At 73.5% G+C, this 23302-nt stretch carries 18 protein-coding genes; 4 read left to right on the forward strand and 14 right to left on the reverse strand.

Annotated features, from left to right (window positions below):
- Positions 1-148: 148 nt before the first annotated feature.
- The 3 genes from P8T65_RS32325 to P8T65_RS32335 all read right to left on the reverse strand — a co-directional run bounded on the left by P8T65_RS32325 (position 149) and on the right by P8T65_RS32335 (position 4401).
- Entirely contained in the window at positions 149-1186 is a 1038-nt protein-coding gene (locus P8T65_RS32325) for a rod shape-determining protein (RefSeq protein WP_316731803.1), read from the reverse strand.
- 175 nt (positions 1187-1361) lie between these two features.
- Positions 1362-2882, reverse strand: coding sequence for a carboxyl transferase domain-containing protein (locus P8T65_RS32330; RefSeq protein ID WP_316728725.1), 1521 nt, complete (start codon positions 2880-2882; stop codon positions 1362-1364).
- A 55-nt stretch (positions 2883-2937) separates the two neighbouring features.
- Positions 2938-4401, reverse strand: a complete 1464-nt coding sequence (locus P8T65_RS32335) for an acyl-CoA synthetase (RefSeq protein ID WP_316728726.1) — start codon at positions 4399-4401, stop codon at positions 2938-2940.
- A 400-nt stretch (positions 4402-4801) separates the two neighbouring features.
- Between P8T65_RS32335 and P8T65_RS32340 the strand changes: the two genes are divergently transcribed.
- Positions 4802-5476, forward strand: a complete 675-nt coding sequence (locus P8T65_RS32340; protein WP_316728727.1) for an IS607 family transposase — start codon at positions 4802-4804, stop codon at positions 5474-5476.
- Between the two features lie 37 nt (positions 5477-5513).
- On the opposite strand, the gene P8T65_RS32345 is transcribed toward P8T65_RS32340, so the two are convergent.
- Entirely contained in the window at positions 5514-6584 is a 1071-nt protein-coding gene (locus tag P8T65_RS32345) for a MerR family transcriptional regulator (RefSeq protein ID WP_316728728.1), read from the reverse strand.
- Positions 6585-6922: 338 nt separating this feature from the next.
- Here P8T65_RS32345 and P8T65_RS32350 point away from each other — a divergent pair, with 338 nt between their 5' ends.
- From P8T65_RS32350 to P8T65_RS32360, 3 genes are all read left to right on the forward strand, one after another.
- Complete coding sequence (locus P8T65_RS32350; protein ID WP_316728729.1) at positions 6923-7774, forward strand: DUF3152 domain-containing protein; 852 nt, start codon at positions 6923-6925, stop codon at positions 7772-7774.
- Positions 7775-7974: 200 nt separating this feature from the next.
- The gene (locus tag P8T65_RS32355; RefSeq protein WP_316728730.1) at positions 7975-8871 is read left to right on the forward strand and encodes a hypothetical protein; all 897 of its coding nucleotides are present in this window, start codon (positions 7975-7977) and stop codon (positions 8869-8871) included.
- Positions 8872-9001: 130 nt separating this feature from the next.
- A complete protein-coding gene (locus P8T65_RS32360; RefSeq protein ID WP_316728731.1) occupies positions 9002-11581 on the forward strand; it encodes a LuxR C-terminal-related transcriptional regulator in 2580 nt (859 codons plus the stop codon).
- On the opposite strand, the gene P8T65_RS32365 is transcribed toward P8T65_RS32360, so the two are convergent.
- The 10 genes from P8T65_RS32365 to P8T65_RS32410 all read right to left on the reverse strand — a co-directional run bounded on the left by P8T65_RS32365 (position 11559) and on the right by P8T65_RS32410 (position 23220).
- Positions 11559-12026 carry an ATP-binding protein gene (locus tag P8T65_RS32365; RefSeq protein WP_316728732.1) on the reverse strand — a complete coding sequence of 156 codons (468 nt, stop codon included), beginning with the start codon at positions 12024-12026 and terminating at the stop codon, positions 11559-11561. The two genes, P8T65_RS32360 and P8T65_RS32365, sit on opposite strands and share 23 nt — an antisense overlap.
- The gene (locus P8T65_RS32370; RefSeq protein WP_316728733.1) at positions 12023-12943 is read right to left on the reverse strand and encodes an MEDS domain-containing protein; all 921 of its coding nucleotides are present in this window, start codon (positions 12941-12943) and stop codon (positions 12023-12025) included. The genes P8T65_RS32365 and P8T65_RS32370 overlap by 4 nt, the downstream gene beginning before the upstream one ends.
- Positions 12944-13129: 186 nt before the next feature.
- Positions 13130-13735, reverse strand: a complete 606-nt coding sequence (locus P8T65_RS32375) for a hypothetical protein (protein ID WP_399101108.1) — start codon at positions 13733-13735, stop codon at positions 13130-13132.
- Positions 13695-14534, reverse strand: a complete 840-nt coding sequence (locus tag P8T65_RS32380; protein ID WP_316728735.1) for an FkbM family methyltransferase — start codon at positions 14532-14534, stop codon at positions 13695-13697. The genes P8T65_RS32375 and P8T65_RS32380 overlap by 41 nt, the downstream gene beginning before the upstream one ends.
- Positions 14531-14794 (reverse strand): Trm112 family protein, encoded by a 264-nt coding sequence (locus P8T65_RS32385; RefSeq protein ID WP_316728736.1) that lies wholly within the window; start codon positions 14792-14794, stop codon positions 14531-14533. Before P8T65_RS32385 ends, P8T65_RS32380 begins: the two co-directional genes overlap by 4 nt.
- The gene (locus tag P8T65_RS32390; RefSeq protein WP_316731804.1) at positions 14791-15705 is read right to left on the reverse strand and encodes a hypothetical protein; all 915 of its coding nucleotides are present in this window, start codon (positions 15703-15705) and stop codon (positions 14791-14793) included. The genes P8T65_RS32385 and P8T65_RS32390 overlap by 4 nt, the downstream gene beginning before the upstream one ends.
- Before the next feature lie 15 nt (positions 15706-15720).
- Positions 15721-16479: a class I SAM-dependent methyltransferase gene (locus tag P8T65_RS32395; RefSeq protein WP_316728737.1), complete on the reverse strand. Its 759-nt coding sequence runs from the start codon at positions 16477-16479 to the stop codon at positions 15721-15723.
- Positions 16479-18101, reverse strand: coding sequence for a condensation protein (locus P8T65_RS32400; protein WP_316728738.1), 1623 nt, complete (start codon positions 18099-18101; stop codon positions 16479-16481). The genes P8T65_RS32395 and P8T65_RS32400 overlap by 1 nt, the downstream gene beginning before the upstream one ends.
- A complete protein-coding gene (locus tag P8T65_RS32405) occupies positions 18098-22543 on the reverse strand; it encodes an alpha-(1->3)-arabinofuranosyltransferase (RefSeq protein WP_316731805.1) in 4446 nt (1481 codons plus the stop codon). Before P8T65_RS32405 ends, P8T65_RS32400 begins: the two co-directional genes overlap by 4 nt.
- Complete coding sequence (locus tag P8T65_RS32410) at positions 22540-23220, reverse strand: class I SAM-dependent methyltransferase (RefSeq protein ID WP_316728739.1); 681 nt, start codon at positions 23218-23220, stop codon at positions 22540-22542. Before P8T65_RS32410 ends, P8T65_RS32405 begins: the two co-directional genes overlap by 4 nt.
- Positions 23221-23302 lie beyond the last annotated feature (82 nt).

Here is a 23302-nt window from a genome sequence, read left to right on the forward strand (position 1 = left end):
TGTTCGGAGAACTGTTCGTAGGAGGAGGGGCGAGGGAGGGCTGGGGGAGGGGCGGGGCGGCCTCCGGCGCGGGGGGCGGTCCGGTCCCAGTGCGGTGCGATGCGGTGCGATGCGGTCCGGTGGGGGTGCGGCGGCCGGGGCGCGTCGGTCAGTCGCCCACCGGGTCCAGGCTGATGGGTTCGATCCGGCCGTCGAGCATGGCGCCGACACCGAGCGCGGCGCAGACGTCGGGGCGTTCGGCGATGTGGACCGGCATGCCGGTGGCGTGGCGCAGCATCTGGTCGAAGCCGGGGAGCAGGGCGCTGCCGCCGACCATCATGATGCCCCGGTCGGCGAGGTCGGCCACCAGGTCGGGCGGGCAGTCGCGGAGCACCTTGCCGATGCCGTCGACCACGGCGGTGAGGGGGGTCTGGATGGCGTCCCGTACGGCCGCGGTGTCCACCTGGACGGAACGGGCCAGCCCCGTCGCCACGTCCAGGCCGTGGATCTCGGTGGAGGTGGGGCCGTGCGGGGTGAGGCCGTTGCCGGAGAGGGCCAGCTGGAGCGGCCGTACGGACTGGCTCGGCAGTGTCAGTTCGTGGCGCAGACGCAGGTGCTGCACGATCGCGTGGTCGATGGTCTCGCCGCCGACGGGGATGCGTACCGCGCTGACGACCGAGCCGAGGGAGAGGACGGCGAGTTCGGTGGCCCCCGCACCACACACCATGATCATGGTGGCCTCGGGCTGCTCCACCGGCAGACCGCAGCCGACCGCCGCCGCGATGAGGGTGTCCACCAGTTCCACCCGGCGGGCGCCGAGGCCCACCAGGGTCTCGACCGTGGCGCGTTGGGCGAGCGGGCCCGCGCCGTGCGGGGTGCAGGCGGCGGCTCGCAGCACGGGCTTGCGGCGCAGATTGCGGCGGACCCGGTCGCCCAGCAGCTGGCGCAGCATCCGCTGGGCCATCTCGATGTCGACGACCGTACCGCCGGAGACGGGCCGGACGACCCGGATGTAGTCGGGCGTACGGCCCGTCATCTTCTCCGCGAACTCCCCGACCGCGATCAGCGCGCCCGTCCGGGTGTTCACGGCGGCGACGCTCGGCTGGTCCACGACCAGGCCCGCCCCCTTCACATACACCCGGGTCCGCGCGGCCCCGAGGTCGACGCCGAAGTGGCAGCGGCGCAGCTGCTCCAGACTGGCGGTCATCGCGGTCATTGCGGATCCTCCCGAGCACGGACCGTACGGACCGCCGCCGGTCGGCGGTTCCGGGTTCCCTTTGCATCGTGCGGGGGGCGGGGGTGGGGTGCCTGTTGGGGTGGGCCGGGTGGGGGTGCGGCTGGACGGGTGGTTCGGCGGGGTGGGACGGCCGCGCCTCTTCGCGTCAGTCGGGTGCGGGTGTTGTCGCTGTGGTTGTCGCGGGTGTCGTCGCGGGGGTGACTGTTCCGCGTACGACGCCGAGTTCCACCAGGTCCTGCGGTCGTAGGCGGAGTTCGTCGGCCGTGGCCCGCACCTGGTCCCCCGGGCGTTTGAGGATCGCGGCCGCCAGTTCCGGGGCGATCACCGAGAAGTAGGAGTCGGGGGTGGCCCAGGTGTCGGTGGGGGCGGCTAGGGCGAGGGCGCCGCCGGAGCCGCCCTCGCCGATGAGGAGGGTGGTGACGGGGGTGCGGGCGGTGGCGACGGTGGTGAAGAGGGCGGCGATGGCGGGGCCCGCGCCCTCGCGTTCGGCGTCGGCGTCGTTCGCGGCGCCGGGGGTGTCGATCAGGGTCAGGACGGGGATGCCGAGGCGGTCGGCGAGGCGGATGAGGCGGGCGGCGGTGCGGTAGCCCGCCGGGCGGGTCGGGGTACCGCACTGGGCCGCGTAGGCGACGGTCCGGCCCTCGTGTTCGCCGAAGCCGCACAGCATGCCGGGGTCGGTGCCGCCGGCGCGGTCCCCTCGCAGGGGGGCGCGGCGGGTGAAGTAGGCGTCCAGATAGGCCTCGGCTCGGGGGCGGTGGGGGGAGCGGGCGCGTTGTACGGCGTCCCAGCCTGTGGTGGGGAGGGCGGGGAGGGGCGCCTGTTGGGGTGGGGGGTTCGGTTGCCTGGCGGCTGTCGGTTCGTGGGGGCTGGGCGCGCCGTTCCCCGCGCCCTTCGAGGGCCTGCGGTCCTCGTGAGGGGCGGCGTTCGGTGGGAGGCCGTCGGGTGGGAGGGCGGGGGGTGGGGGCGCTGGTTCTGTGGACGGGGTGGTCAGGAGGGTCAGCCAGAGGGACAGCGTGTCGCGCAGGTCGGTCGGGGGGACCACCGCGTCGATCGAGCCCGCCGCGAGCTGGGCCTCCGCCGTGTACGCCGTCGGGTCCGCGTCCGGGGGGCGGACGCGGGAACCGGCGAAGCCCACCTGGGCGTCCGGGAGGGCCAGGACGATGTCGGCAGCGGCGCCGAGGGCGGCCCAGCCGCCGCCCGTCGTGGGATCGCGGAGGACCGCGATCTGCGGCAGCCCCGCCTCGCCCGTCAGCGCCGACTGGCGTGCCACACGCTGGAGTTGGGTGAGAGCGCGCATGCCCTCCTGCATACGGCTGCCACCGGTCGCGATCAGGGAGACGACCGGGAGACGGTGCTCGCGGGCATACACGTGGGCCGCTTCCAGGCGGTCGCCGGTGCGTTCGCCGAGGGAGCCGCCGAGGAAGCCGAACTCGAAGGAGATCAGGACCGCTTGTGCGGTTCCGACGGCCGCCCGCCCCCACACCACCGACTCCTCCTCCCCGGTGCGCTCGGCGGCGCGGGCACGGGAGGCGTCGTAACCGGGCCAGCCGAGGGGGCCGTCGGGGGCTGCGACCCCGTGCGGGGAGGGGAGTTGAGCGAAGTCGTCCGTCAGGAGGGCGATGGCGTCTCGGGCCGAGTGGCTTCGGCTGTTCATCTGTGCACTCATCCGTTCTTCTTCACGCAGCGGTTCACACGGTTCACACAGCGGTTCACACAGCGGTTCACTCGGCCGGCTTCAGTGCGCGCTTCATGATCTTGCCCATGTCGTTGCGAGGGAGGGAGGTGAGGTAGTGAACGGTGCGGGGGCGCTTGTGGGGGGAGAGGAGGGTGGCTACATGGGTCGCCAACTCCGCCGCCGGGGGCAGGGATTGGGGGTCCTGCGGGACGATCCAGGCGACCACGCGCTCGCCGAGGTCGGGGTCCGGTGCGCCGGTGACGGCCGCCTCCCGGACGCCCGGGTGTTCCAGGAGCGCGTTCTCGATCTCGCCCGCGCCGATCTTGTAGCCGCCGCTCTTGATGAGGTCGGTGGCCTTCCGGCCGACGATGCGGACGTAGCCGTCGGGGTCGCGGACGGCCATGTCACCGGTGCGGAACCAGCCGTCGGCGGTGAACGCGGCGGCGGTGGCGTCGGGCCGGTTGAGGTACTCGGTGAACAGGTTCGGACCGCGCACCTGGATCTCGCCGACCGACTCGCCGTCGTACGCGGTGAGGGGCGTCCCGTCCTCCTCGACCAGCCTCAACTCCACGCCGGGCAACGGGACTCCGACCGTGCCGGCGCGGGGTTCGCCGTCGGCCCGGACGCTGGTGTTCATGAGCGTCTCCGTCATGCCGTACCGCTCGATGACCCGGCGGCCGGTCGCCGCCGCGATCCGCTCGTGGTCGTGCACCGGCAGCGCGGCCGAGCCGGAGACGAGGAGGCGGGCGCGGCCGAGTGCCTTCGCCAGGTCCGGGTCGGTGGGGAGGGTCTCGGCGATGCGGTGGTACATCGTCGGGACGCCGAACAGCATCGTCGCGCCCGACGACAGCTCCTGCGCGACGGCACCCGTGTCGAACCTGCCGAGGTGGCGGACCGCGCCGCCGCGCCGCAGCGGGCCCAGGATGCCCAGGATCAGGCCGTGGACGTGGAAGAGGGGCAGGGCGTGGACCAGTACGTCGTCGGCAGTCCACTGCCAGGCGTCGGCCAGGGCGTCCAGGGTGGTCGCGATGGCGCGGCGGGGGATGACGGCGCCCTTCGGCGGGCCGGTGGTTCCGGAGGTGTAGACGATGAGGGCGGGGGCCGTGGGAGCCGGTTCCTCCGTGCGCGCCGGGTGCGAGGTCGAGCGGCCCCGTACGTCGACGTCCACACGCTCCAAGTCGGCCAGCGCGGGCGGGAGTTCGGCGTCCGGAGCGGTGAGGATCAGAGCGGGGGCGCTGTCCTTCAGGATGTGTCCCAGCTCGCTCTGGCCCGACTTCGGGTTGAGCGGTACGGCGGGGACGCCGGCCCGTAGCGCGGCCACGACGCCCACCGCCGTCTCCAGCGTCGGTGTCGCCCAGACGGCCACGCGGCCCGCGTCGCGGATCCGGGCGCCGAGCGCGTCGGTCACGGCCGAGAGTTCCGCGTACGTCAGGGAGCGCTCACCGAAGCGCAGGGCGGGGTGGTCGGGGGTTCGGGCTTCGCCGGTGAGGGCCGGGAAGAGAGAGGACACGTTCTGCACTCCTTGGTCGTCGCCCTGCTCGTGGGCGGGGTCGTCGTCTCGGTCCTCGCCGTTCGAGGTACCGCACTGCCCTTGGGCGCCCCGATCGACGGGGCTCCCCGATGGGGTTACCCGAATCCCGGGACCACCAGCACCAGCCACACCACGGCGGGTACCACGGCCACCACGATCCCTCCGTAGATCATCAGCAGTCGGAAGATAGCGCTCGCGGTCGATGTCCGGTGTGGCGGCCAGGAGACCAGGGCGCCGTTGGTGGAGAAGGGGGGTGAAAGCTGCTACGGATTTTCTAGTCATTCGTGGTCACTTCTAGTCGTACGTCCCGGAAATCTTGATCTTGTGAAGCTTTCGGAGTGGGCGCGGTAGCAGGGCGTGAGTTACCAGACGCCTGGCGATGGGTGAAGGACGGCAAGATGCCCGTTCCCGTCACCCAGCGCCGTCCGGGACGTGGCTGGTCGCCGAGCCCGCTCCGGCTGTCTCCGCGGTCTCTGGGCGGGTGGTGGCGTACTGTCGTGTCTCGTCAGCCGACCAGAAAGCCGACTTGGACCGGCAGGCGTCACGGGTGGTGGACGGGGCGAACGGGCTTGGCCTGCCGGTCGCTGAAGTCGTGACCGAGGTCGGTTCGGGGCTGAACGGGCGGCGGCGCAAGCTGCACCGGGTGCTGTCCGACCCGCAGGCCGCGGTGATCGTGGTCGAGCACCGCGACCGGCTGGCCCGGTTCGGCGTCGAGCACCTCGAAGCCGTGCTGTCGGCGTCGGGGCGGCGCCTGGTCGTCCTCGACCCCACCGAGACCGCTGACGGCCTCGTACGGGACATCACCGAGCATCACCGGGTGGCGAACCTCCGCGAAGACGCCCTGCACCAGCTCACCACCAGCGTGGCGGCCGAGTACGGCACCGTCGTGGTCGAAGGCCTCAACGTCGCCGGCACGCTCCGCAACCGGCGCCTCGCCCGACGCATCGCCGACGCCGGATTCGGCGAGATCCGCCGCCAACTCGACTACAAGACCCGCCAGCGCCACGCCACCCGCCTCGTGGCCGCGAACCGCTGGTACCCCTCCTCGAACTGAGGCGTGCCGGGTCGTTCACCTTGGCCCTCCCGGTCCCTTACCGCTCTCCGGTCGGTCGGCCCACCACGTCCGCCACCACACAGCTCACGTTGTCGGGGCCGCCCGCCTCGTTCGCCTCGGTGACGAGGGCGCGTACGGCGGTGTCGGGGTCGGCGGTCGAGGACAGGGTGTGCCGGATGGCCGGGTCGGGGACGACCGAGGAGAGGCCGTCGGAGCACAGGAGGTAGCGGTCGCCGGGGTGGGCGTCGTGGAGGCGCAGGTCGGGTATGGCGGTGGCCTCGCCGTTGGTCAACGCCTTCAGGAGCAGGGCGGGTTGGGGGTGTGCGGTGGCCTCCTCCGGGGTGAGCCGACCCTCGTCGATCATCGACTGGACGACCGTGTGGTCGTGGGTGATCCGGAACAGTTCGCCGTCGCGCAGCAGATACGCGCGTGAGTCGCCGATGTGGACGAGGGCGAGCTGCGAGCCGGTCCAGAGCATCGCCGTCAGGGTCGTGCCGTCGTCCCCGGTCCCCGCGAGGTCCCGTACGGCGTCGCTCGCGCCTTGTACCGCGTCCTCCAGCAGGTTCAGCACACTGCCCGCCGGGAGGGTCTCGCGGTCCAGGGTCTTCAGTGCCTCCACGGCGGCCGTGCTCGCGGGCGCCCCGGCGGGGCCGAAACCGTCGGCGACGGCGAGGACGCGGGTGCCGGCGTAGGCGGTGTCCTGGTTGGCGGCGCGGACGAGGCCGGTGTCGGAAAGGGCGGCGTAACGGAGTTCGAGCATCGCGGTGTCCTCCTCGGACGTGTGGGTGAGGTGGTCCACGAGGAAGGCCGCCAGGTCGCGTCGGGTCGCCGTCTCGGCCTCGACCCCGGCCCAGTACGCCCGGATCTCCCGGGCCGCGGGGCCCGGCTCCAGCGCGCACACCGTACGGATGCGGGCCAGCGGCATCCCGAGCCGACGGAGCCAGGCCACCAGCCGGGCCTGCTCCAACTGCTCGGCTGCGTAGTAGCGGTAGCCGGTGTCGGGGTCGACCCGGGCGGGCCGCAGCAGCTCCAGTTCGTCGTAGAGCCGCAGTGCCTTCGGTGACAGCCGGCACGCCTTGGCGAAGGCCCCGATCGTCAGCATCCGCATGCTTCCCCCCTGTCGGTCCCGCAGGTCCCGTCGGTCCCGTCGGTCCCGTCGGTCCCGTCGGTCCCGTCGGTCCTGGCGTTCCTCGTTCCGCGATCGATGCTGGGGCTTCACCGAAGGTGAAGGTCAAGCGGTGGTACGGAGCCCAGTCGATCATCCGTTATCTTTTCGTGACCGAGTCGGCCGCATCCGATCACATACCGATCACGCTCTGAAGGAACATGAGCGCGCACAAGGCACCACGTTCTCGCGGCCGCGGCCACAGTCGGACCCGTAGCCGCCGGCGGCGTAAGGCTCCCGCGTCGCGAGCGAGGGCGCCTCTGTGGAGCGGTCTCGGGGCGGTGGCGGTCGTCGGTGTCGCCGGGTTCGCCGCGGTGGGGTGGATGAACGGCGGGACGGGCGAGTCGGCGGGCGAGCGCGGCGGCAGCGCGTCCGCCGAGTCCTCGGACGAGCGCCCGGGGCGCTCGTCCGGGCCGAGCGCCCAGGCGGACGGACCTCCCTCCGGAAGACCCTCCTCGCCCAGCTCCTCGCCCAGTTCCTCTCCGGGCTCGTCCCCGAGTTCCTCGTCGAGTTCCGCACCGAGCGCCTCCGGGGCGCCCTCCCCCAGCGGCTCGGGGTCGATCACCATCCCCAGGACCGGGCCCGGCACGTTCACCACGGCGTCCGGGGGCAGCGGCAAGGTGGGGAAGGGGACGCCGCTGCGCTACCGGGTCGACATAGAGAAGGGGCTGTCGCTGTCGGCCGCCGCCGTCGCCGAGGAGGTGGAGGCCGTCCTCGCCGACCCGCGCGGCTGGACCGCCGACGGAAAATCGGCCTTCAAGCGGGTCTCCGACGGTCCCGCCGACTTCGTCGTCAAGGTCGCGACCCCGGGCACCGTCGACGACGTCTGCGGCCGGGCCGGGCTGAACACCCGGGGCGAGTACAACTGCCGGGCCGGTGACGACGTCATGGTGAACCTGGAGCGCTGGGAGCTGGCGACCCCCGTCTACGCCGACGACGTCAAGGCCTACCGCGCCCTGATCATCAACCACGAGGTCGGCCACTTCCTCGACCACGGCCACGTCACGTGCCCCGGCAAGGGCAAGCCCGCTCCGGCGATGATGCAGCAGATCAAGGGCATGAAGGGCTGCGTCCCCAACGTCTGGCCGTACGACCGCGACGGCCGCCTCATCACGGGCCCGGCGGTGCCGTGACCCGCCCCGCGACGCGGTGAGCCGCCGTAGGGCTCCGCGGGGCCCCGGGAACACGACCAGCAGGTCTTGCGATCGGGGCGTGGACGGGGCCGCGGAAACCCGTTCCCCTCATGGCGTCCGAGGTTGTTAGCCTCGGCGGACATCCGCCTTCCGGGCCCCTCGTCGGGGCGCAGCCTTGGACATACGAGATCGGAGTTCCCGTGGCCCGCACAGCCGCTCCCCGTATAGCCCTCGCCACCTACGATCCCGGGCCCAGGATCAACCACGACCGGGATCTGCCGGTGCTGGTGGAGGCGCTGCGGGCGGCCGGGTCCGACGCGGTGTCCGTGCACTGGGACGATCCGGCGGTCGACTGGGCCGCACACGACCTGGTCGTCATCCGGTCCACCTGGGACTACAGCTGGCGCGCGGCCGAGTTCGTGGCCTGGGCGGAGAAGACCGGCGAGGCCACCCGGCTCGCCAACCCGGCCGAGGTCGTGCGCTGGAACACCGACAAGCGGTACATCGGCGATCTCGCGCGGGCCGGGGTGCCGGTCGTGCCCACGGACTACCTCGCACCCGGCGACCCCCTGCGGCTGCCCGAGGCCCACCCGTACGTCGTGAAGCCCACCTCCGGCGCGGGCGCCCGGTACGCCGCCCGCTACACCCCCGACCAGCGGGAGACCGCCGCGGCACATGTCGAGCGGATGCACGGCGAGGGGCTCACCGCGATGGTGCAGCCGTTCGTGGCCGGCATCGACACCGAGGGCGAGCGGGCCCTGCAGTTCTTCGGCGGCCGGCTCCTGCACGCCAGCCGCAAGGGCGCGGTGCTCGCGCCCGACATGGCGTACGACGCCGAGAAGACCGCCCACCCCGACCTGGTGCCCTGGACCCCGACTGGTGCCGAACTCGCCGTCGCCGAGCGGGCGTTGGCCGCCGTACCGGACCGGCCCGAGCTGCTCTACGCGCGGGTCGACCTGGTCACCGGGGCCGACGGGCAGCCGTGCGTGATGGAGTTGGAGCTCGTCGAGCCCAACCTCTTCCTGTGGCTGCACCCGGACTCGCTGCCCCGGACCGTGGACGCGATCCTGGCCGCCGCCGCTACCGCCACCGCCTGACCCGCGGCCCGCCCACCCGCGAGCCCCCTCACCCGAAGAGGCGGGAAATCCATGAAGCGTGCGTCCCGCCCGTGCCCGCTGCCTACCCTTCGGGGTTACAACAGCGCGTACGGGAACCACAACTGAGGGCGTGACCAGCATCGTGGGCGGATCGGAGTCGCGGCGCCCTTCCGGTTTCCCGGCGGAGCTGACGAGCTTCGTGGGGCGACGGGACGAGGCGGCCGATGTCAGGCGGCTGTTGTCGGCGGGCAGACTGCTGACGCTGACGGGACCCGGCGGGGTGGGCAAGACCCGGCTCGCCGGGCATGTGGCGGGACAGGTCGCACGGGCCTTCCCGGACGGCGTGTGGCTCGTGCCGCTGGCCGCGCTCAGCGACGAGGCGTTCGTCCCGCACGCCGTCAACGACGCGCTCGGCGTCCGCAACGAGACCGTGCGGCCCCCGCTGGAGATCCTCGTCGACCACCTGCGCGAGCGACGGTTATTGATCGTCCTCGACAACTGCGAGCATCTGCTGCGCAGTTGCGCGGTCCTCGCGGGGACGGTGCTGGCGGGCACCGAGGGCGTACGGATCCTCGCCACCAGCAGGCACCGGCTCGGGCTGGCCGGGGAGCAGCTGTTCGAGGTGCCGCCGCTGCCCGCGCCCGCGCCGGAGGAGCTGAGCCCGTCCACGGGTTCGGCGGCGAGTTCGTCGGCGGCGGAGTCCTTCCCCGCGCTGCGGCTGTTCGCCGACCGGGCGGCGGCCGTCGTCCCCGGCTTCACCGTCGGCGAGGCGAACCAGCAGGCCGTGGCCCGGCTCTGCCGCCGCCTCGACGGGTTGCCGCTCGCCATCGAACTGGCGGCGGTCCGGGTGCGCGCCCTCGGCGTGGACCAGCTCGTCGAACGCCTCGACGACCGCTACCAGCTCCTGACCTGTGGCAGCCCGACCTCCGCGCCCCGCCATCGCACCCTGCGCTCCGCCGTCGACTGGAGCCACGAACTGTGCACCCCGCAGGAGCAGTTGGTGTGGGCGTGGCTGTCGGTGTTCGTCGGTGGCTTCGACCTGGCCGCCGCCGAGGCCGTCTGCGCCGGGAAGGACGTCGGGACCGGGAAGGACGGCAGGAGCGGGGAGCGGATCGCCCCGTGCGCGGTCCTGGACGCCGTCGCCGGGCTCGTCGACAAGTCCGTCCTCGTCCGGGAGGAGCACGCCGGTCAGGTCCGCTACCGGCTGCTGGTGTCGCTGCGCGACTACGGGCTGGAGAAACTGCACGGCCTGGGCGAGGCGACCGAGACCCGGCGACGGCACCGGGACCACTTCGCGCGTCTCGGAGCCGAGTACGAGCAGGCGTGGTTCGGCCCCGACCAGACGGAGATCACCGAACGCATCCGGATCGACCAGGACAACTTCCGGGCCGCCCTGGACTTCTGCCTCACCACCCCCGGCGAGGCGCAGCACGGGCTGCGGCTCGCCGCCCGGCTGTGGTTCCACTGGGTCGCGGGCGGCATCTGGGGCGAGGGACGGCACTGGATGGACGGGGCGCTGCGCGCCGGTGCCCGGCCCGATGTGGCCCTGACCCGCGCCATGTGGGCGGGCGCCCTGACGTCCCTGGTGCACAGCCGCTCCGCCGCCGTCCTGGCCGGCCTCGATCCGGTGCGGGCCGCGGCCGACGCCGACGCGGAACTCCCGGTGCCCGCGCCCCCGCCCGTGCCGGCCTGCGCCCTCGCCCCGGGCCGGGCCCGCGCCTCCACCGCCTTCGTCGTCCTCACCCGCGTCGAACTGGCCTGCACCCTCGTCAGCCGGGGCCGCGCCGGTGAGGCGATCCCGCTGTGCGCCGAGGCCGTCGCCCTCTGCGAGGCGCACGGGGAACAGTGGGCCCGCTCCTGGGCGCTGCGCACCCTCGCCCTCGCGCACTGGTCGGCCGGGCAGTACGACCGGGCCGCCGAACACGCCCGCGCCTGTCTGCGGCTGCCGTACACCGTGAGCCAGCACCAGAGCCTCGCCCGCACACTCGATCTGCTCGCCGCCGCCGAGGCGCTGGCGGGGGATGCCGAGCGGGCCGGCGTGCTGCGCGGTGCAGTCGACCGGATCTGGCACGACATCGGCGGCAACCCCGTGGAGGCCCTCCAGCCCGGCCGCGCCCGCGCCGCCGAACACCACGCCCGCCGCGCCCTCGGCGACCACGCCTACGCCCTGGCCCACCGCCGGGGCAGCCGTCTCACACCCGAGCAGGCGGTGGCCTACGCCCTGGGCGAGCCGGAGGAGAGCCCGGCCGCCGCGCGGAGGGGCGGACGACGGGACGGCGCCGGTCCGGCCTCCCGCACGGGCGGACGGCGTGACGGCGCGGCCTTCGGGCCGAGCGCGGACGACGGGCTGGACGGCTCGGGTTCCGGTCCGCGTACGGGGGAGGCGTCCGCCGTACGCCGGAACGCCCGGGGCTCCTCCTCGGGCCCCCGGGAGGGCACCCTCACGGCCGGGGGCCCGGCCCGCGCCCTGGCGTCGGCGAAGGCCTCGGCCCCCGTCACCGCCCCCGTCGTCGACCCGGTTCCGCTGACCCGCCGTGAACTGCAGGTCGCGGCCCTCGTCGCCCAGGGCCGCACCAACAAGCAGATCGCCGACCACCTCGTCATCGCCCGCCGTACCGCCGAGGGCCATGTCGAACGCATCCTGGTGAAGCTGGGGTTCCACAACCGCAGTCAGGTGGCGGCCTGGTTCAGCGCGCGGGCGGGGCTGTAGCGGGCGGCGTACGCATCGGGTCGGGCGACGGAGCGGGCAGCGGGCCGGGCGGCGGATCCGACAGCGGGCCGGGGAGCGGGGCGGACAGGGTGACCGTGGTGCCGTGGGGCGTGCCGCGGACGTCGATCCGGGCGGGAGCGCCGATACCGGCGATCAGCGACTCCGCGAGGCCCGGGCCGTGCCCCTCGGGCCGTCCCGGCGGGGGGACGGCACCGCCGTACGTCACTTCGCAGAGCAACTCACCATCGCCTGAGCGGAGTTCGACGACTCTCGGGTCGGCGCCCCGGGCGGCGGCGTCCGTGGCGAACTCCACCGCGGCCTGCCCGAAGGCGCCTCTGACGGAGGCCGGGAGACGGGCGCGCAGGGACGCCTCCTCCACCAGGGCGCGCACCAGGGGGAGTTCGGGACCACGAAACTCCATCCGCAGTCGCAGCCCCCCGCTCACCCGGCGTCCTCCTCGTCCCCTTCGCCCTCCACGCGGACCAGCAGCTGGGGCACCTCGTCGGCGCCCAGTTGCTCCAGCACCAGCCCCAGCAGTTCCCCGCAGCGCACGGTGACCTCGCTGCCGGCCGGGAGCGAGGCGGCGAGACTGATCAGTTGCCAGGCGCAGTGGGCCTCCATGAAGCAGAGGTCGCGGAGGTCGAGGACGAAGTGGCTGGGCCCCGAGTCGTCACGGTGTTCCAGCGCCTCGCGCAGCGCCTCGACGAACTCGCTGCGGGTGCTCAGCTCGGCGGTGCCGGCCATCCGACCGCCGTCCGCTGTGCCGGTGACGTCCAGGGAGTCCAGGCGTTCCATGACCCGCAGCGGATGGACCTTGCCGACGCGGGAGGTCAGCTCGTCGTCGAAGCGCCGGCGGTCGTACCAGCAGATCGCCGTGAACAGCGGGTCCGCGAAGAGCGGCGCCACCGAGGCCTCGTAGTCGAGCAGCCGGTCGTGGCCGAGGTTGACCCGGGGCGCCCAGCTCATGTCGGCGGTGATCCGCAGCCCCGCCCAGCCCTCGTCGCAGGCGCGGTCGACCTCGGCGGCGTAGGTGTCGATCGTGCGCCGCTCCTGGAAACGGCCGTCGGGCACGTAGATGTCCGTGTTGCGCCTGAGCGACAGCTGGCCGCCGTCCCGCGCCGCCGCCACCTGCCCGCTGCCCCGGTCCAGCAGTGCGACCACCTCGTCGTCGCTCAGATCGTCGGGGTCCATGACCAGCAGGACCTTCTCGCCGCGCGCCAGACTCGTCCGGGTGTACGCGGTGAAGACCTTCCACGGTGACTCGTCGGCCCCCTCGGGGTCCCTCGGCCCCATACAGGCGTGATCCCCCAGCCGCAGCCGCTCGACGGGCACGGTTCGCTCCGCGGGGTGCTGGCTCGTCATGGGGGCACCTTCCCGTGAGGATCTTTCCCGTGAGGATCAGGACTCTGCACGGACAGTAGGCCCGTCGGCGCCCCCGACGGCCGGATGATCGCCAATCTTCTGCTTGGGATGATTTCGGGGCGGGTCGGAGTGAAGTTCGATCGAGAGTGGGCGCCACCCGACCGGCGGTGACCGGGTGTTTTCTGCTTAGGCCACCCTCTGCAACAACCCCCACGTGAACTCCGCGACACACTCCCGCCGCACCCCGTCCCGGTCCGGCGCGACGAACCGCAACCCCCACCGCGTGGGCGCCGTCCCCTCCATCGGCCGGGCCGGCGCGAACGCCCGTGCCACCTCGTCCACCGTGCAGGACCACGGCACCAGATCCTCCATGGCGCGCGGCTCGGGCCCGGCCGCCCCGGGCGCGCGCACCAGCCACTCGTTCCACACTGCCCCGTTCGGCGCCAGCAGCACCTCGAACCGGAGGTCGTCCCACAGCGGCACCGGCCACAGCCACGCCTCGCACTCCAGGTCCCCGATGCGGCGCCCGGTCACGGACTCGGGCGTGCCCAGCACCGACCGGTACCGCGACGCCGACCCCCGGGCCCGGGGCGAGCGCGCCATGGCCTGCCACCGTCGGTTCGCCTCACGCATCTCGCTGATCGAGACGCCCAGCTCGCGCCGGGCGTCCTCGACGAGCCCCGGATTGTGGTCGGCCATCCGGCGCAGCAGCACGAGCTGGAAGTCGAGCGGGGTGAACGGACCGGAGGGCCTATCCGGCCCGGGGCGCTTCGCGGAGGACATGCCCTCCATGGTCGCGTACGGCACCGGACGCGGCGCGCGGCTCACCCGGGCGGCGCCCGTCCGGCAGGAACAGCACCGAGTTGACGTAGCGGGGCCCGGAGAACGGCAGGACCCGACGGAGCAGCCCCTTGGACGCCATGTGCGACGTACGCGCCTGGTGGGCCTCCAGGGCGGCCGGGTCCAGCCGCCGCCAGGTCTTCGCGGGCAGGACCCAGCCGGCGTAGCCGAGGCCCGCGAGCAGGTCGACGACCGGGGCGATCGGCTGGATACGGCACTCCAGCTCGACGAAGAGCGCCGGGCGGTCGCGGACGAGGAGGCCGGACGCGCCGCGCAGGACGGCCAGTTCGTTGCCGTCGACGTCGATCTTGACGAAGCCGACGTCGGTCAGACCGAGACCGTCGATGGTCACACAGCGGACGTCCAGCGCACGGCCGTGGATGTCCCGGCGGACCAGCGACGACACCCCGCGCCCCCCGTCGTCGCCCGGCGGCAGCCAGAGCCGGGCCGTGCCCGGCCGGTCCGAGGCGGCGGCCTGGACGACCCGGACGTTGGCGGGGGCCGACGAGACGAGCAGCCGGGCCAGCCGGGGCACCGGCTCGACGGTCACCACCCGCCCGGCGCGTGCCGCCAGTCGGCGCGTCCAGGGGCCGTACCAGCCGCCCACGTCCACGGCCGTGCCGCACCCCGGCGGGCACAGCTCGTCGAGCCGGGCCAGCTCCGGCTCGAAGCGCGGGTACACGAGCCGGGCGGTCGCGGCGACCAGCGGGTCCGGCAGGAGCGGCGCGAGCCGCGCGGCGAGTGTGGTCATGAGTTCAACTTTCGGAGCAATGCCTCGTGTTCGTCCTCCGTCACCTGCTCGCCCGACGACGGCAGCAGCTGCGGAATGCCGTCGACGATCGGGTAACGGCGGTGCAGCCGGGGGTTGTAGAGCGACTCCGGCGCCCCGGAGGCGGCGTCGGCGTCGGCAGCGGAGCCGCCGGGGCGCTCCTCCTCGTGGACCACCAGATGCAGCGGCCCCTTGTCCAGCGGGCACGCCAGGATCTGGAGCAACGGGTCGTCGGGGTTCAAGGCGGGGTCAACTCCTTGGCGGGTGCGGGGGATGGGGAGGTCGGCGGGGGACTGTCGTGCTTGGGCATGCTGAGCAGCACACCGACCGCCAGTACCGTGCCCGAGAGCCGCAGCGTCAGCCGCAGCGGATCGTCGGGCAGCGACTCGCCGAACGACAGCGTGCCGAGCACGGCCGTGAACAGACAGGTCACCGTCGTGCAGACCGGCACGATCAGCGAGGCCCGGCAGCGCTGGAGCGCGGCCTGCGACAGCACCAGACCGAACGCGCCGGTGAACAGCAGGAGGTACGGGTACGGGGAGCGCAGCAGGCCGACGACCGCCTCGCCGAGAGCACTGGTCGTCAGATGGCTCGACACGCCCTTGATCGCGAGCGAGCTGACGCCGTACAGCAGGCCCACGGCCACGCCGTACTCGACGCCCGTGGTCGGCAGCCGGTGCCGGTGCCGGGCGCGCCGCTCGGCGGACCGGTACAGCCCGACCCCCGCCGCCAGCGCGGGCAGACAGATCGTGAGGACCAGTGCGTACGGCGCCTCGCGGCTGACCGTGTCGGTGCCCTCGTCCAGGGACAGCACCACCATCAGCAGGGCGGCGAGGATGGCCCCGAGGGCGTACCGCTCCCGGCCGCTCGTCTCCTCCCCGAGCAGCCGCGCCGACAGCAGGACCAGCAGCACCAGGCCCGAGACGAAGATGCCCTGGGCGGCGGCGATCGGTAGTGTCCGGTAGACCACGAGCTGGGCGGCGAACCCGGCGGCCAGCGACAGGGAGCCCGCGATCCACAGCGGGCTGCCGACGACAAGACGCAACAGTTTGAACGGCTCCCGGACCGTCACCTGGGGCATCGCGGTGAGGGCCCGTTTCTCCAGGACGAATCCCGTGCTGTACAGCGCGTTCGCCAACAGGGCCGCGGCCACTCCCCACCACATCGCCTATGTCCTCCGCGCGTGCAGCAGCAGGATCGACGCCGCCGAGGGGGCCGCGCAGGCCAGCCGGTCCAGTGGACGCAGCGGACGCGGTACGCCGTGGAAGGGCGCCCCGCGCAGCCGGACGACCTCGAAGCCGGACGCGGCCACGAACTCCCGTAGCGCGCGGGCGGTGTAGAGCCGAAGATGGCCCACGACCTCCGTCCCCGGGCGGCCGTGGATGCCGCGCAGGCTCACCTCGGAGAACACCGGCTGGACGCCCGCGAGCAGCAGGGCGCGGTTGTACCAGGCGGCCAGGTTGGGGGTCGACAGCATCAGATGGCCGCCCGGTCGCAGGACGCGGCGGATCTCGTCGAGGGCCGCGTCCGGGTCGACGAGGTGCTCGATGACCTCGCTGAACAGGACGGCGTCGGCGGACTCCGACCGCAACGGCAGGCCGCCGTCGGCCAGTTCGCCGCGGATCGCGTACGGGACGCGGGTGCGGGCGCGGCGGAGGGCGTCCTGGGACCAGTCGACGCCGATGATGCGGTGACCCGGGAGGAGGGGCGCGGCGGTGGCCGCGGCCGTGCCGTCGCCGCAGCCGATGTCGAGGATCGTGCGGGGGCCGGTGCGGGCCGCCGGGCCCAGGGCGGCCGCCAGCATGCGGGCCTGGGCGAAGCTGCGGGGGGTGCCGGAGGCGACCGGGACGGAGGGGTCCTCGTAGAAGTCGCGAAGTCCTCTGACGCGGGGCGGTGTTGTCGTGGGGGTGGGTGAGGTGGTCGGCATCACTCGATGTCCTCTTCCGTCGCGTGCAGGTAGTGCTCGAAGAGGTCGCGGAGGTGGGCGCCGTCGCCGTGGCTGAGCAGGGCCCGGGACCAGCGCAGGGCCAGGTGCAGGCGGCCCGCCGTAGAGGCGGTCGTGACGGTGAGGCCGCGGGGCATACGGGCGGGGGCGGAGAACCAGACGGCGTGGGCGCGGCCCGCCTCCTCGCCGAAGTCCAGCGCGTACGGGACGCGGCCGATGTTGCTGAGCAGGGTGGTCGACGTCCAGGGCGCGGCGGCCCGGCGCAGGCCCCTGGTGACGGCGGCGCGCCAGGACACGGGGACCACCGGGGCCGTCAACAGTGAGGCCCCGTGGCCCAGTTGGGGGCGGGGGAGCGATTTCAGGGCGCGGGTGCGGTCCGCCGTGCGGCGCAGGAGCGTGGTGAGGGGGGTGTGGTTCTGGCTCAACTCCGTCGGCGAGAAGGGGACTTCGACCAGGCGGGTGCCGTTGCCTATCGGCATGTCCGTGTCCCTGGGGCGGTCGTCCACCGGCATCGTGATGCGGAGGGGGCGGGGGTGGGCGCCGTGCTCCCGGTTCCAGTGGGCGAGCATCAGGGCCGTGGTGACCATGAGCTGGTCGTTCACGGTGTAGGGGGCGGACTTCGGGCGGCGGGGGACGGGCAGCTCGGTGACGAGCAGGCCGTTGCCGGGGGAGGGCTCGGGGGTGCCGGGGGCGACGCGGGCGGGGCGGGTCCAGTTGGAGGGGGTCGTCGTCTCGGCCTGGGGTGGTTCGTCCTGGGCGGGGGTGGGGCGGACGGGTGGGGCGGTGGGGGCGTTGTCCTGCCCGCCGTAGAGCTGCGCGGCGGTGGCGAGGATACGGAGGCAGGCGGGGCCGTCCAGGGCGGTGTGGTTGATGGTGAGGAAGAGGACGGTGCCGGGGGTTTTGGGGCGGGTGGGTGTGGGGGCGGTGTCGGTGCCGGTGGTTTTCGGGTGCCCGGGGGTGGGGTCGGCCGGGGGTGGGGTCCGCTGCTCGGCGGTGCGAGGTGCCGCTGCGCCCGCCCTCCCCCACTCTCGGCTGCGCTCGAGCGGGGGGACCCCCAACGCCCCAACGGCACGATTGCCCGCAGCTACGGAAGACGGGGAGGGGGAGGTGGCGGCACGACTGCCCGCAGTTAGGGAAGACGTGGTTCGGCTGGTCGGTGGTAGGCCCACCGCGTCCGAGGCCTCGCTGCCCACCGCCGGGCCCGCGCCCTCCACCACCTCCAGGCGGATCGGTGGGGACAGCGTCAGCGGGGGCGCTTCGATCAGCGCCCTCGTCCGCGCGTCCCGCAGCGCGTGCGGCCCGGCCGGCAGGAAGGTCACCACCTCCACCTCCGGCTCCCGCGTCAGCTCCCACTCGTAGCGGCGGCGGTACCAGCGCCCCGGAGCCTCGCGCATGAGGATCCGGGGGTGCCGCTGGAGCGCCGCCGTGAAGGCGGTGCGCAGACGGTCGGGGTCGAGCCGGCCGGGCAGGTGGACCTCGATGTGGACGGTCTCGGGCTCCTCCTCCTGCAAGCAGTGGCGGGACACCTCGTCCACCACCGGGAAGGGGATCCGCACGGGCCCCGGTGCGGCCTCGTCCCGCGCGGGCCGGTCCAGCGCCGTCATCCCGGTTCCCCCCTTCCCGTACCGCCCTCGTCCTCCGGCTCAGTCGCCCTGGACTTCGGCTTGGTGAGGGGGATGCGGCGGGTCGGGGTGTCGGGGTCTCCTTGCGGGGCGCCGGGCCCGCGCGCCGAGATCGTCGGGCTCGCGACCGATCCGCCGCCTCCGCTTTCGCTTCCCGCGCCGCCCCCTTCGCCGCCCGGCCCGCCGTTCAGCGTCCTGCCCACGCGCCGCCGCTGCGGCAACGGCTCCGTCGCCGCCTCCGCCCCCGGCGGACGCTCGAACTCCCGCGTGGAGCCGGGCCGTTCCGGCGCGGTCGCGACATCCGCGCCCACACTCACCAGCGCCGCGAACAGGCCGATGAGGGCAAGGAGTTGGGCCATCGGGCCGAACGCGCCCGTGTCGGCCGCGACCGGCTCGCCCGCCCCGAACGCGGCGACGATCCCCGCACCCGCCAGCGCCAGGAAGGCGATCGGCACGAGCAGGGTGTGCCGTTTCCAGGCGAGGAGGGCCAGCAGCGGGACGAGGAGGGCGAAGAAGCCGGCGATGACGATGCCGACGAGGGTGAGCGCGACCGTGCCGAGCCAGAGGCCGGGGCCCGGCGGCGTCGGCTGCGGCGCGTCGGGGTTGGGCTCCCGCCTGCGCCAGAGGGCCAGCCCGACGAGGGCCGCGAGGCCGACGCCCGCCCCGATCAGCCCCGCCTCGTACGTCACGGACGGCTCGTACGACAGCTTGACCGTGCCGCCCGCGCCGCCGGGGACGCGCCAGCCCTGCTGCCAGCCGTCGAGCCTGACCGGGGTCAGCTCGCGGCCGTTCAGCGTGGCCTTCCAGCCGTCGTTGAAGTTCTCGTACGTCGTCAGGTAGGAGGCCGCGCCGTCGCCGACGGTGACCGTGCGGCGGTCGCCGAGCCAGTCGCGTATGCCCAACTCCCGTCCTGAGGCGGCTGGTTCGGTGACCGTCCCACGGGTGAGCGTGACGGTCGTGACGGCCAGCGCGCCCGTGTCCTCGGACTCGAAGGTGTGCCGGTCGGCGGCGTCCAGCTCCAACCCGCCGCCCGCGCGCCCGTTCTGGCAGAGCGTCAGGTCGATCGGCCGGCGCTCCACCAGGTCCCGTACGGTCCCCCGCGCGCTCGTCTCGTACAGGGTCCCGTCGACCTCGACCGTCGGACCCTCGCCGCACGGCAGCTCGAAGTCCCGGGTCGGGGCGGGCTGCGGTGTGCGGTACTGGTCGAGGGCCGGGACGTACGCCTCCGTGAGCCCGACCGGGAGTTGCAGGTCGTCGTCGGCGACGGGGTTGTGGACGGTCATCGGGGCCGTCTCGGTGACGGTGATGTCGAGCCGGTCGGTGTTGATCGGGTCGAAGCGCACCCAGCCGTTCTCGTCGACCCCGGCGACGACCGCGCCGTCCGGGGAGCTGATCTCGACCTGGGTGGGCCGGGCCGACAGCCCGCCCGCCGGGGCCAGGACGAGCGAGCCGACCGGCCACTTGTCCTTCCAGCTCAGATGGATCGTCGGCTCGTCGCCCGCGATCCACGCCGTGGTCAGGTCGCCGTCGGTCAGGTTGCGGGGCGACAGTCCGGCCCCGAGCGAGGCGGTGGAGTCGGCGGTCGCCGTCATCCGGGTCTGCTGGTCGGGGGCGACCTCGTACAGCAGCTTGTCCAGCTCGTCGCCCGGCACGGGCACGGCCGTCGCCTTCAGCTCGTACGTCCCCGCCGTGCCGGTGGCGAAGGTGCGGTGCAGGCCGGGCTCGGTGCCCGTGGGAGAGAGGCCGGTCGGGTCGGCGGCCCGCTGGAGCGAGACCACCTCGGCGGAGGCGGCCGTGCCCTCGGGGTCCTGGGCGTCGGTCGGCAGCCGCAGCATGCGGGTGACCTTGACGCCCGGGATGTCGACCTCGGCGAAGCCCGCGCCGACCAGACCGGTGTGCCGCTCCGCCGAGTCGAGAATCGTGATCTTCAGCCAACGTGTCTCGCCGGGGCGGGCGTTGACGGTCTGCGTGGAGCCGTCCGGCTGGAGGTTCGTGGAGCGCGAGCCCCGCTCGGTCTCCACCTTGATCCGCGTCGGCGCCGACCGCACCCCGTCCTGCGGCAGCGGTGTCACCTCGAACGTCTCCGGGATGTCCTGGCCGCCGTCGAAGTCGATCCGCAGCCACTGCCCGTTCGCCGAACCGGCCGCGCCCTCCGCCCAGGCGGTCTCCCGGTCGCCGTCGAAGGCGTTCACCGGGTCGTACTGCGGCAGGTGGAACAGCCAGTTGCCGCTGGTCGAGGCGGTCACGGCCTTGGCGCCGCGCAGCTCGGCCACCGTCTGATGGTCGAGCCCGGACACCGGCAGGATCTGCTTCGGCGGCTCACCGGCGTCCTGCACGCTCCCGCTCGGGTTCCGCTCGTTCGCCGTGTACGTGTACGACGTGTTGGCGTTGACCAGGCCGAACCGGGTGTCCGCCCGGCGCAGCCCGTCCCCGACCACCTGGACGGCCGGGGTGCCGAGACCGGGATGGTTGTCGCCGGTCAGCACGGTGGCCCGGTCGCGCAGCTCCGGGTCGGCGGCCAGCGGCAACAGCGACTCGGGGCCACCGGAGACGACAGCCGTGTCCGCGATCGCCTTCAGCCCGGCCTGCCCGGGACGCGGCACCTCCTGGGCGGGCCGGTAGATCTCCACGGCCCGCTGCCGCGCGTACAGTCCCTCGACCTGGAGCGGGGTGCCCTCGGCGATCCGCCCGCCGGTCATGACCGGCCCGAGCCCGGTGACCCGCTCGTACCCCGACTGCTCCAGGGTCCGCTTCACGGTCGTGGTCGGTACGGCACCGATCTGGTCGGGGTCCAGGTCGTTGCGGACGACGACGTAGTACAGTCCGGCCCGGCTCAAGTAGTCGGCGAGGCCCGGCACTTCGGCACCCGTCAGCAGGGCCTGCTCGACGGCGTCCATCGCGCGCCGGTTGCCGGGGGTGCCGAACGGCACGTAGTCGCGCTGCGCCCAGCGGGACTCCGCGAGGACGTCCAGGGGCTGGTCGACGGTGGTGCCCCAGGTGTGGATGCCGTGCGCGGTGGCCGGCACGACCAGCGCCCGCGAGTCCGGTGAGTACTTTTCCAGCCAATCGGCCGTCGCCTGCCAGTACTTGGGCAGTTCTCGGAACGAACCGGGTTGAAGCACAGTCCCGTTGAGGTACGGCCACAGCAGCCCGGGCACGACGAGCACGGTGGCGATCAGCGGTGCGAACCGGCGCCCCCGCACCGGGCGGGCCCCGCGCGCCTGCGCGGCCACCCCCACCAGGTGCGCGAGCCCCAGCACCAGCGCCAGCGCCAGCCCGGTCTGGAACTTGTAGATGTTCCGGAACGGCGCGAGGCCCCCGTTCAGCCAGTCCTGGACCACCCCGTGGAACGGCGCCCCGAAGGCGCCGCCGTACCCGGCGAGCGTGACCAGCGCGACCACCAGCACGGTCAGCACCAGCCACCGCCGCTCCGGCATGTCCCGCCGCGCGAGCCCGGCCAGACCCAGCCCGGCCGCCAGCGCCGACGACAGGATCACCAGCACGGAGGCGGCGACGGACCAGCCGGCCGGCAGCCAGGGCTCACCGAAGTTCAGATACGCCACCCAGTTCCCGGCGCCCCGCAGCGCCTCGGTGGCGGACATCGTGGCCGTCGTGGTCTGCGAACTCTCCACGTACGGAAGGAAGTTCTCCCCGTAGAAGCCGAGCAGCAGCAGCGGCACCACCCACCACGCGGTCGCCAGGATCACCCCCGGCACCCACCAGGCGATGAGTCCGCGCTGTCTGGGCCCCGGTGTCCGGGTGAGCAGATACAGGCCGACGGGCAGCAGCGAGGCCAGGGTCGCCGAGGCGTTGACGCCGCCCATGAAGGGGATGACCAGCGCCGACCGCAGGGCCGCCACCCGTGCGCTGTACCGCTCGTCCGTCAGCGGCAGCAGCACCCACGGCAGGAAAGCCCCGGGCAGCGCGGCGGCCGAGGTCGATCCCACGACGGTGGTGAACACCGGCCACAGCGCATAGGCGGAGGCGGCGAGCAGCCGGGACGCGGAACTCCCCACCCCCAGCCGCTCGGCCAACCGCAGCGCACCCCAGAAGGCCACCGACACGATGAGCGACAACCACAGCCGCTCCGCCAGCCACACCGGCAGGCCGACCAGATCGGTGAGCCCGTAGTACGGCAGCATCGGCCACAGATAGCCGACGTACTGGTCCTGGATGCCGCCGAACCCGCCCCGGTCGTGCCACAACTGGCCCAGGTCGGAGACGAACTGCCAGGGATCGGTGGTGACCCCGAGCTTGGTGTCGAAGGTCTGCCGCCCCGGCTGCGCCGCGACCAGCAGCACGAACACCACGGCCCAGAACCCCAGCAGCCAGCGCCGTGACCGAGGTCCCCCGGGAGGGGGTCCCTCGGTCGTGCCCGGCGGCCGTACCGGCGCGGGAGGTGGAGCCTGGACCGTGCTCGTCATGGTGGACACCGCCGGAGGATGAGGAGGAGGTTCCAGGTGGCGAACTCACGCAGGCCCGGCGCCTTCACGACGGTCTCCGCGAGGAACGGCCAGTAGCGGGAGCGCGCCGACACGACCGTCACGTCGTCCCGGCCGCGCACCTGCCGCAGAGTGCGTCCGATGTGCACGGCGAAGAGGTTCTCGCCGAGGGTGTGCTTGGCGTCCTTACCCGTACGGCGCCGATAGCGGGCCCGCGCCCGCTCCGCCCCCAGGTAGTGCCAGGGCGCCCACTCGTGACCGCCCCATGGGGACAGCCAGTTCGTGAACGACACGTAGATCAGCCCGCCGGGCCGGGTGACCCGGACGAGCTCGCTGATGAAGGTCGGCGGATCGGCGACGTGCTCCAGCACGTTGGAGGTGAAGGTGACGTCCGCGACCCCGTCGGCCAGCGGCAGCAGATACCCGTCGGCGACGACGGCCCCGTCGGGCGGCTTCGTCCCCAACTCCCGCAGATCCGGTTCGAAGAGATACGCCTGCGCGCCGCGCCTTCGGAACTCCTCGGTGAAGTACCCGCTCCCACCGCCGACATCGACCACGGTGAGCCCGTCGACGGCCCTCCCGCCGTACGCCTCCACCTGATCGACGGCATCCCGGGCGAGCAGGGAGTAGCAGCACTCGGGATCGTCCTGCTCGCGCATGAAGGCCCGAAAGAGGGTGAGGGAGCGGCGTAGCGAGGGATCCTTGTGACCACCGGTACTCAAGGGGCGCGGGGCTGTGACA

Source organism: Streptomyces sp. 11x1, assembly GCF_032598905.1.
Taxonomy (GTDB): Bacteria; Actinomycetota; Actinomycetes; order Streptomycetales; family Streptomycetaceae; genus Streptomyces.

Bases quoted from the DNA above. Each gene is read 5' to 3' on its own strand.
- P8T65_RS32325 (WP_316731803.1), bottom strand. From the start codon at position 1,186: ATGACCGCCAGTCTGGAGCAGCTGCGCCGCTGCCACTTCGGCGTCGAC.
- P8T65_RS32395 (WP_316728737.1), bottom strand. From the start codon at position 16,479: ATGCCGACCACCTCACCCACCCCCACGACAACACCGCCCCGCGTCAGA.
- P8T65_RS32340 (WP_316728727.1), top strand. From the start codon at position 4,802: ATGGGTGAAGGACGGCAAGATGCCCGTTCCCGTCACCCAGCGCCGTCC.
- P8T65_RS32345 (WP_316728728.1), bottom strand. From the start codon at position 6,584: ATGCGGATGCTGACGATCGGGGCCTTCGCCAAGGCGTGCCGGCTGTCA.
- P8T65_RS32400 (WP_316728738.1), bottom strand. From the start codon at position 18,101: ATGACGGCGCTGGACCGGCCCGCGCGGGACGAGGCCGCACCGGGGCCC.
- P8T65_RS32410 (WP_316728739.1), bottom strand. From the start codon at position 23,220: ATGCGCGAGCAGGACGATCCCGAGTGCTGCTACTCCCTGCTCGCCCGG.
- P8T65_RS32375 (WP_399101108.1), bottom strand. From the start codon at position 13,735: ATGGAGGGCATGTCCTCCGCGAAGCGCCCCGGGCCGGATAGGCCCTCC.
- P8T65_RS32330 (WP_316728725.1), bottom strand. From the start codon at position 2,882: ATGAGTGCACAGATGAACAGCCGAAGCCACTCGGCCCGAGACGCCATC.
- P8T65_RS32405 (WP_316731805.1), bottom strand. From the start codon at position 22,543: ATGACGAGCACGGTCCAGGCTCCACCTCCCGCGCCGGTACGGCCGCCG.
- P8T65_RS32380 (WP_316728735.1), bottom strand. From the start codon at position 14,534: ATGACCACACTCGCCGCGCGGCTCGCGCCGCTCCTGCCGGACCCGCTG.
- P8T65_RS32370 (WP_316728733.1), bottom strand. From the start codon at position 12,943: ATGACGAGCCAGCACCCCGCGGAGCGAACCGTGCCCGTCGAGCGGCTG.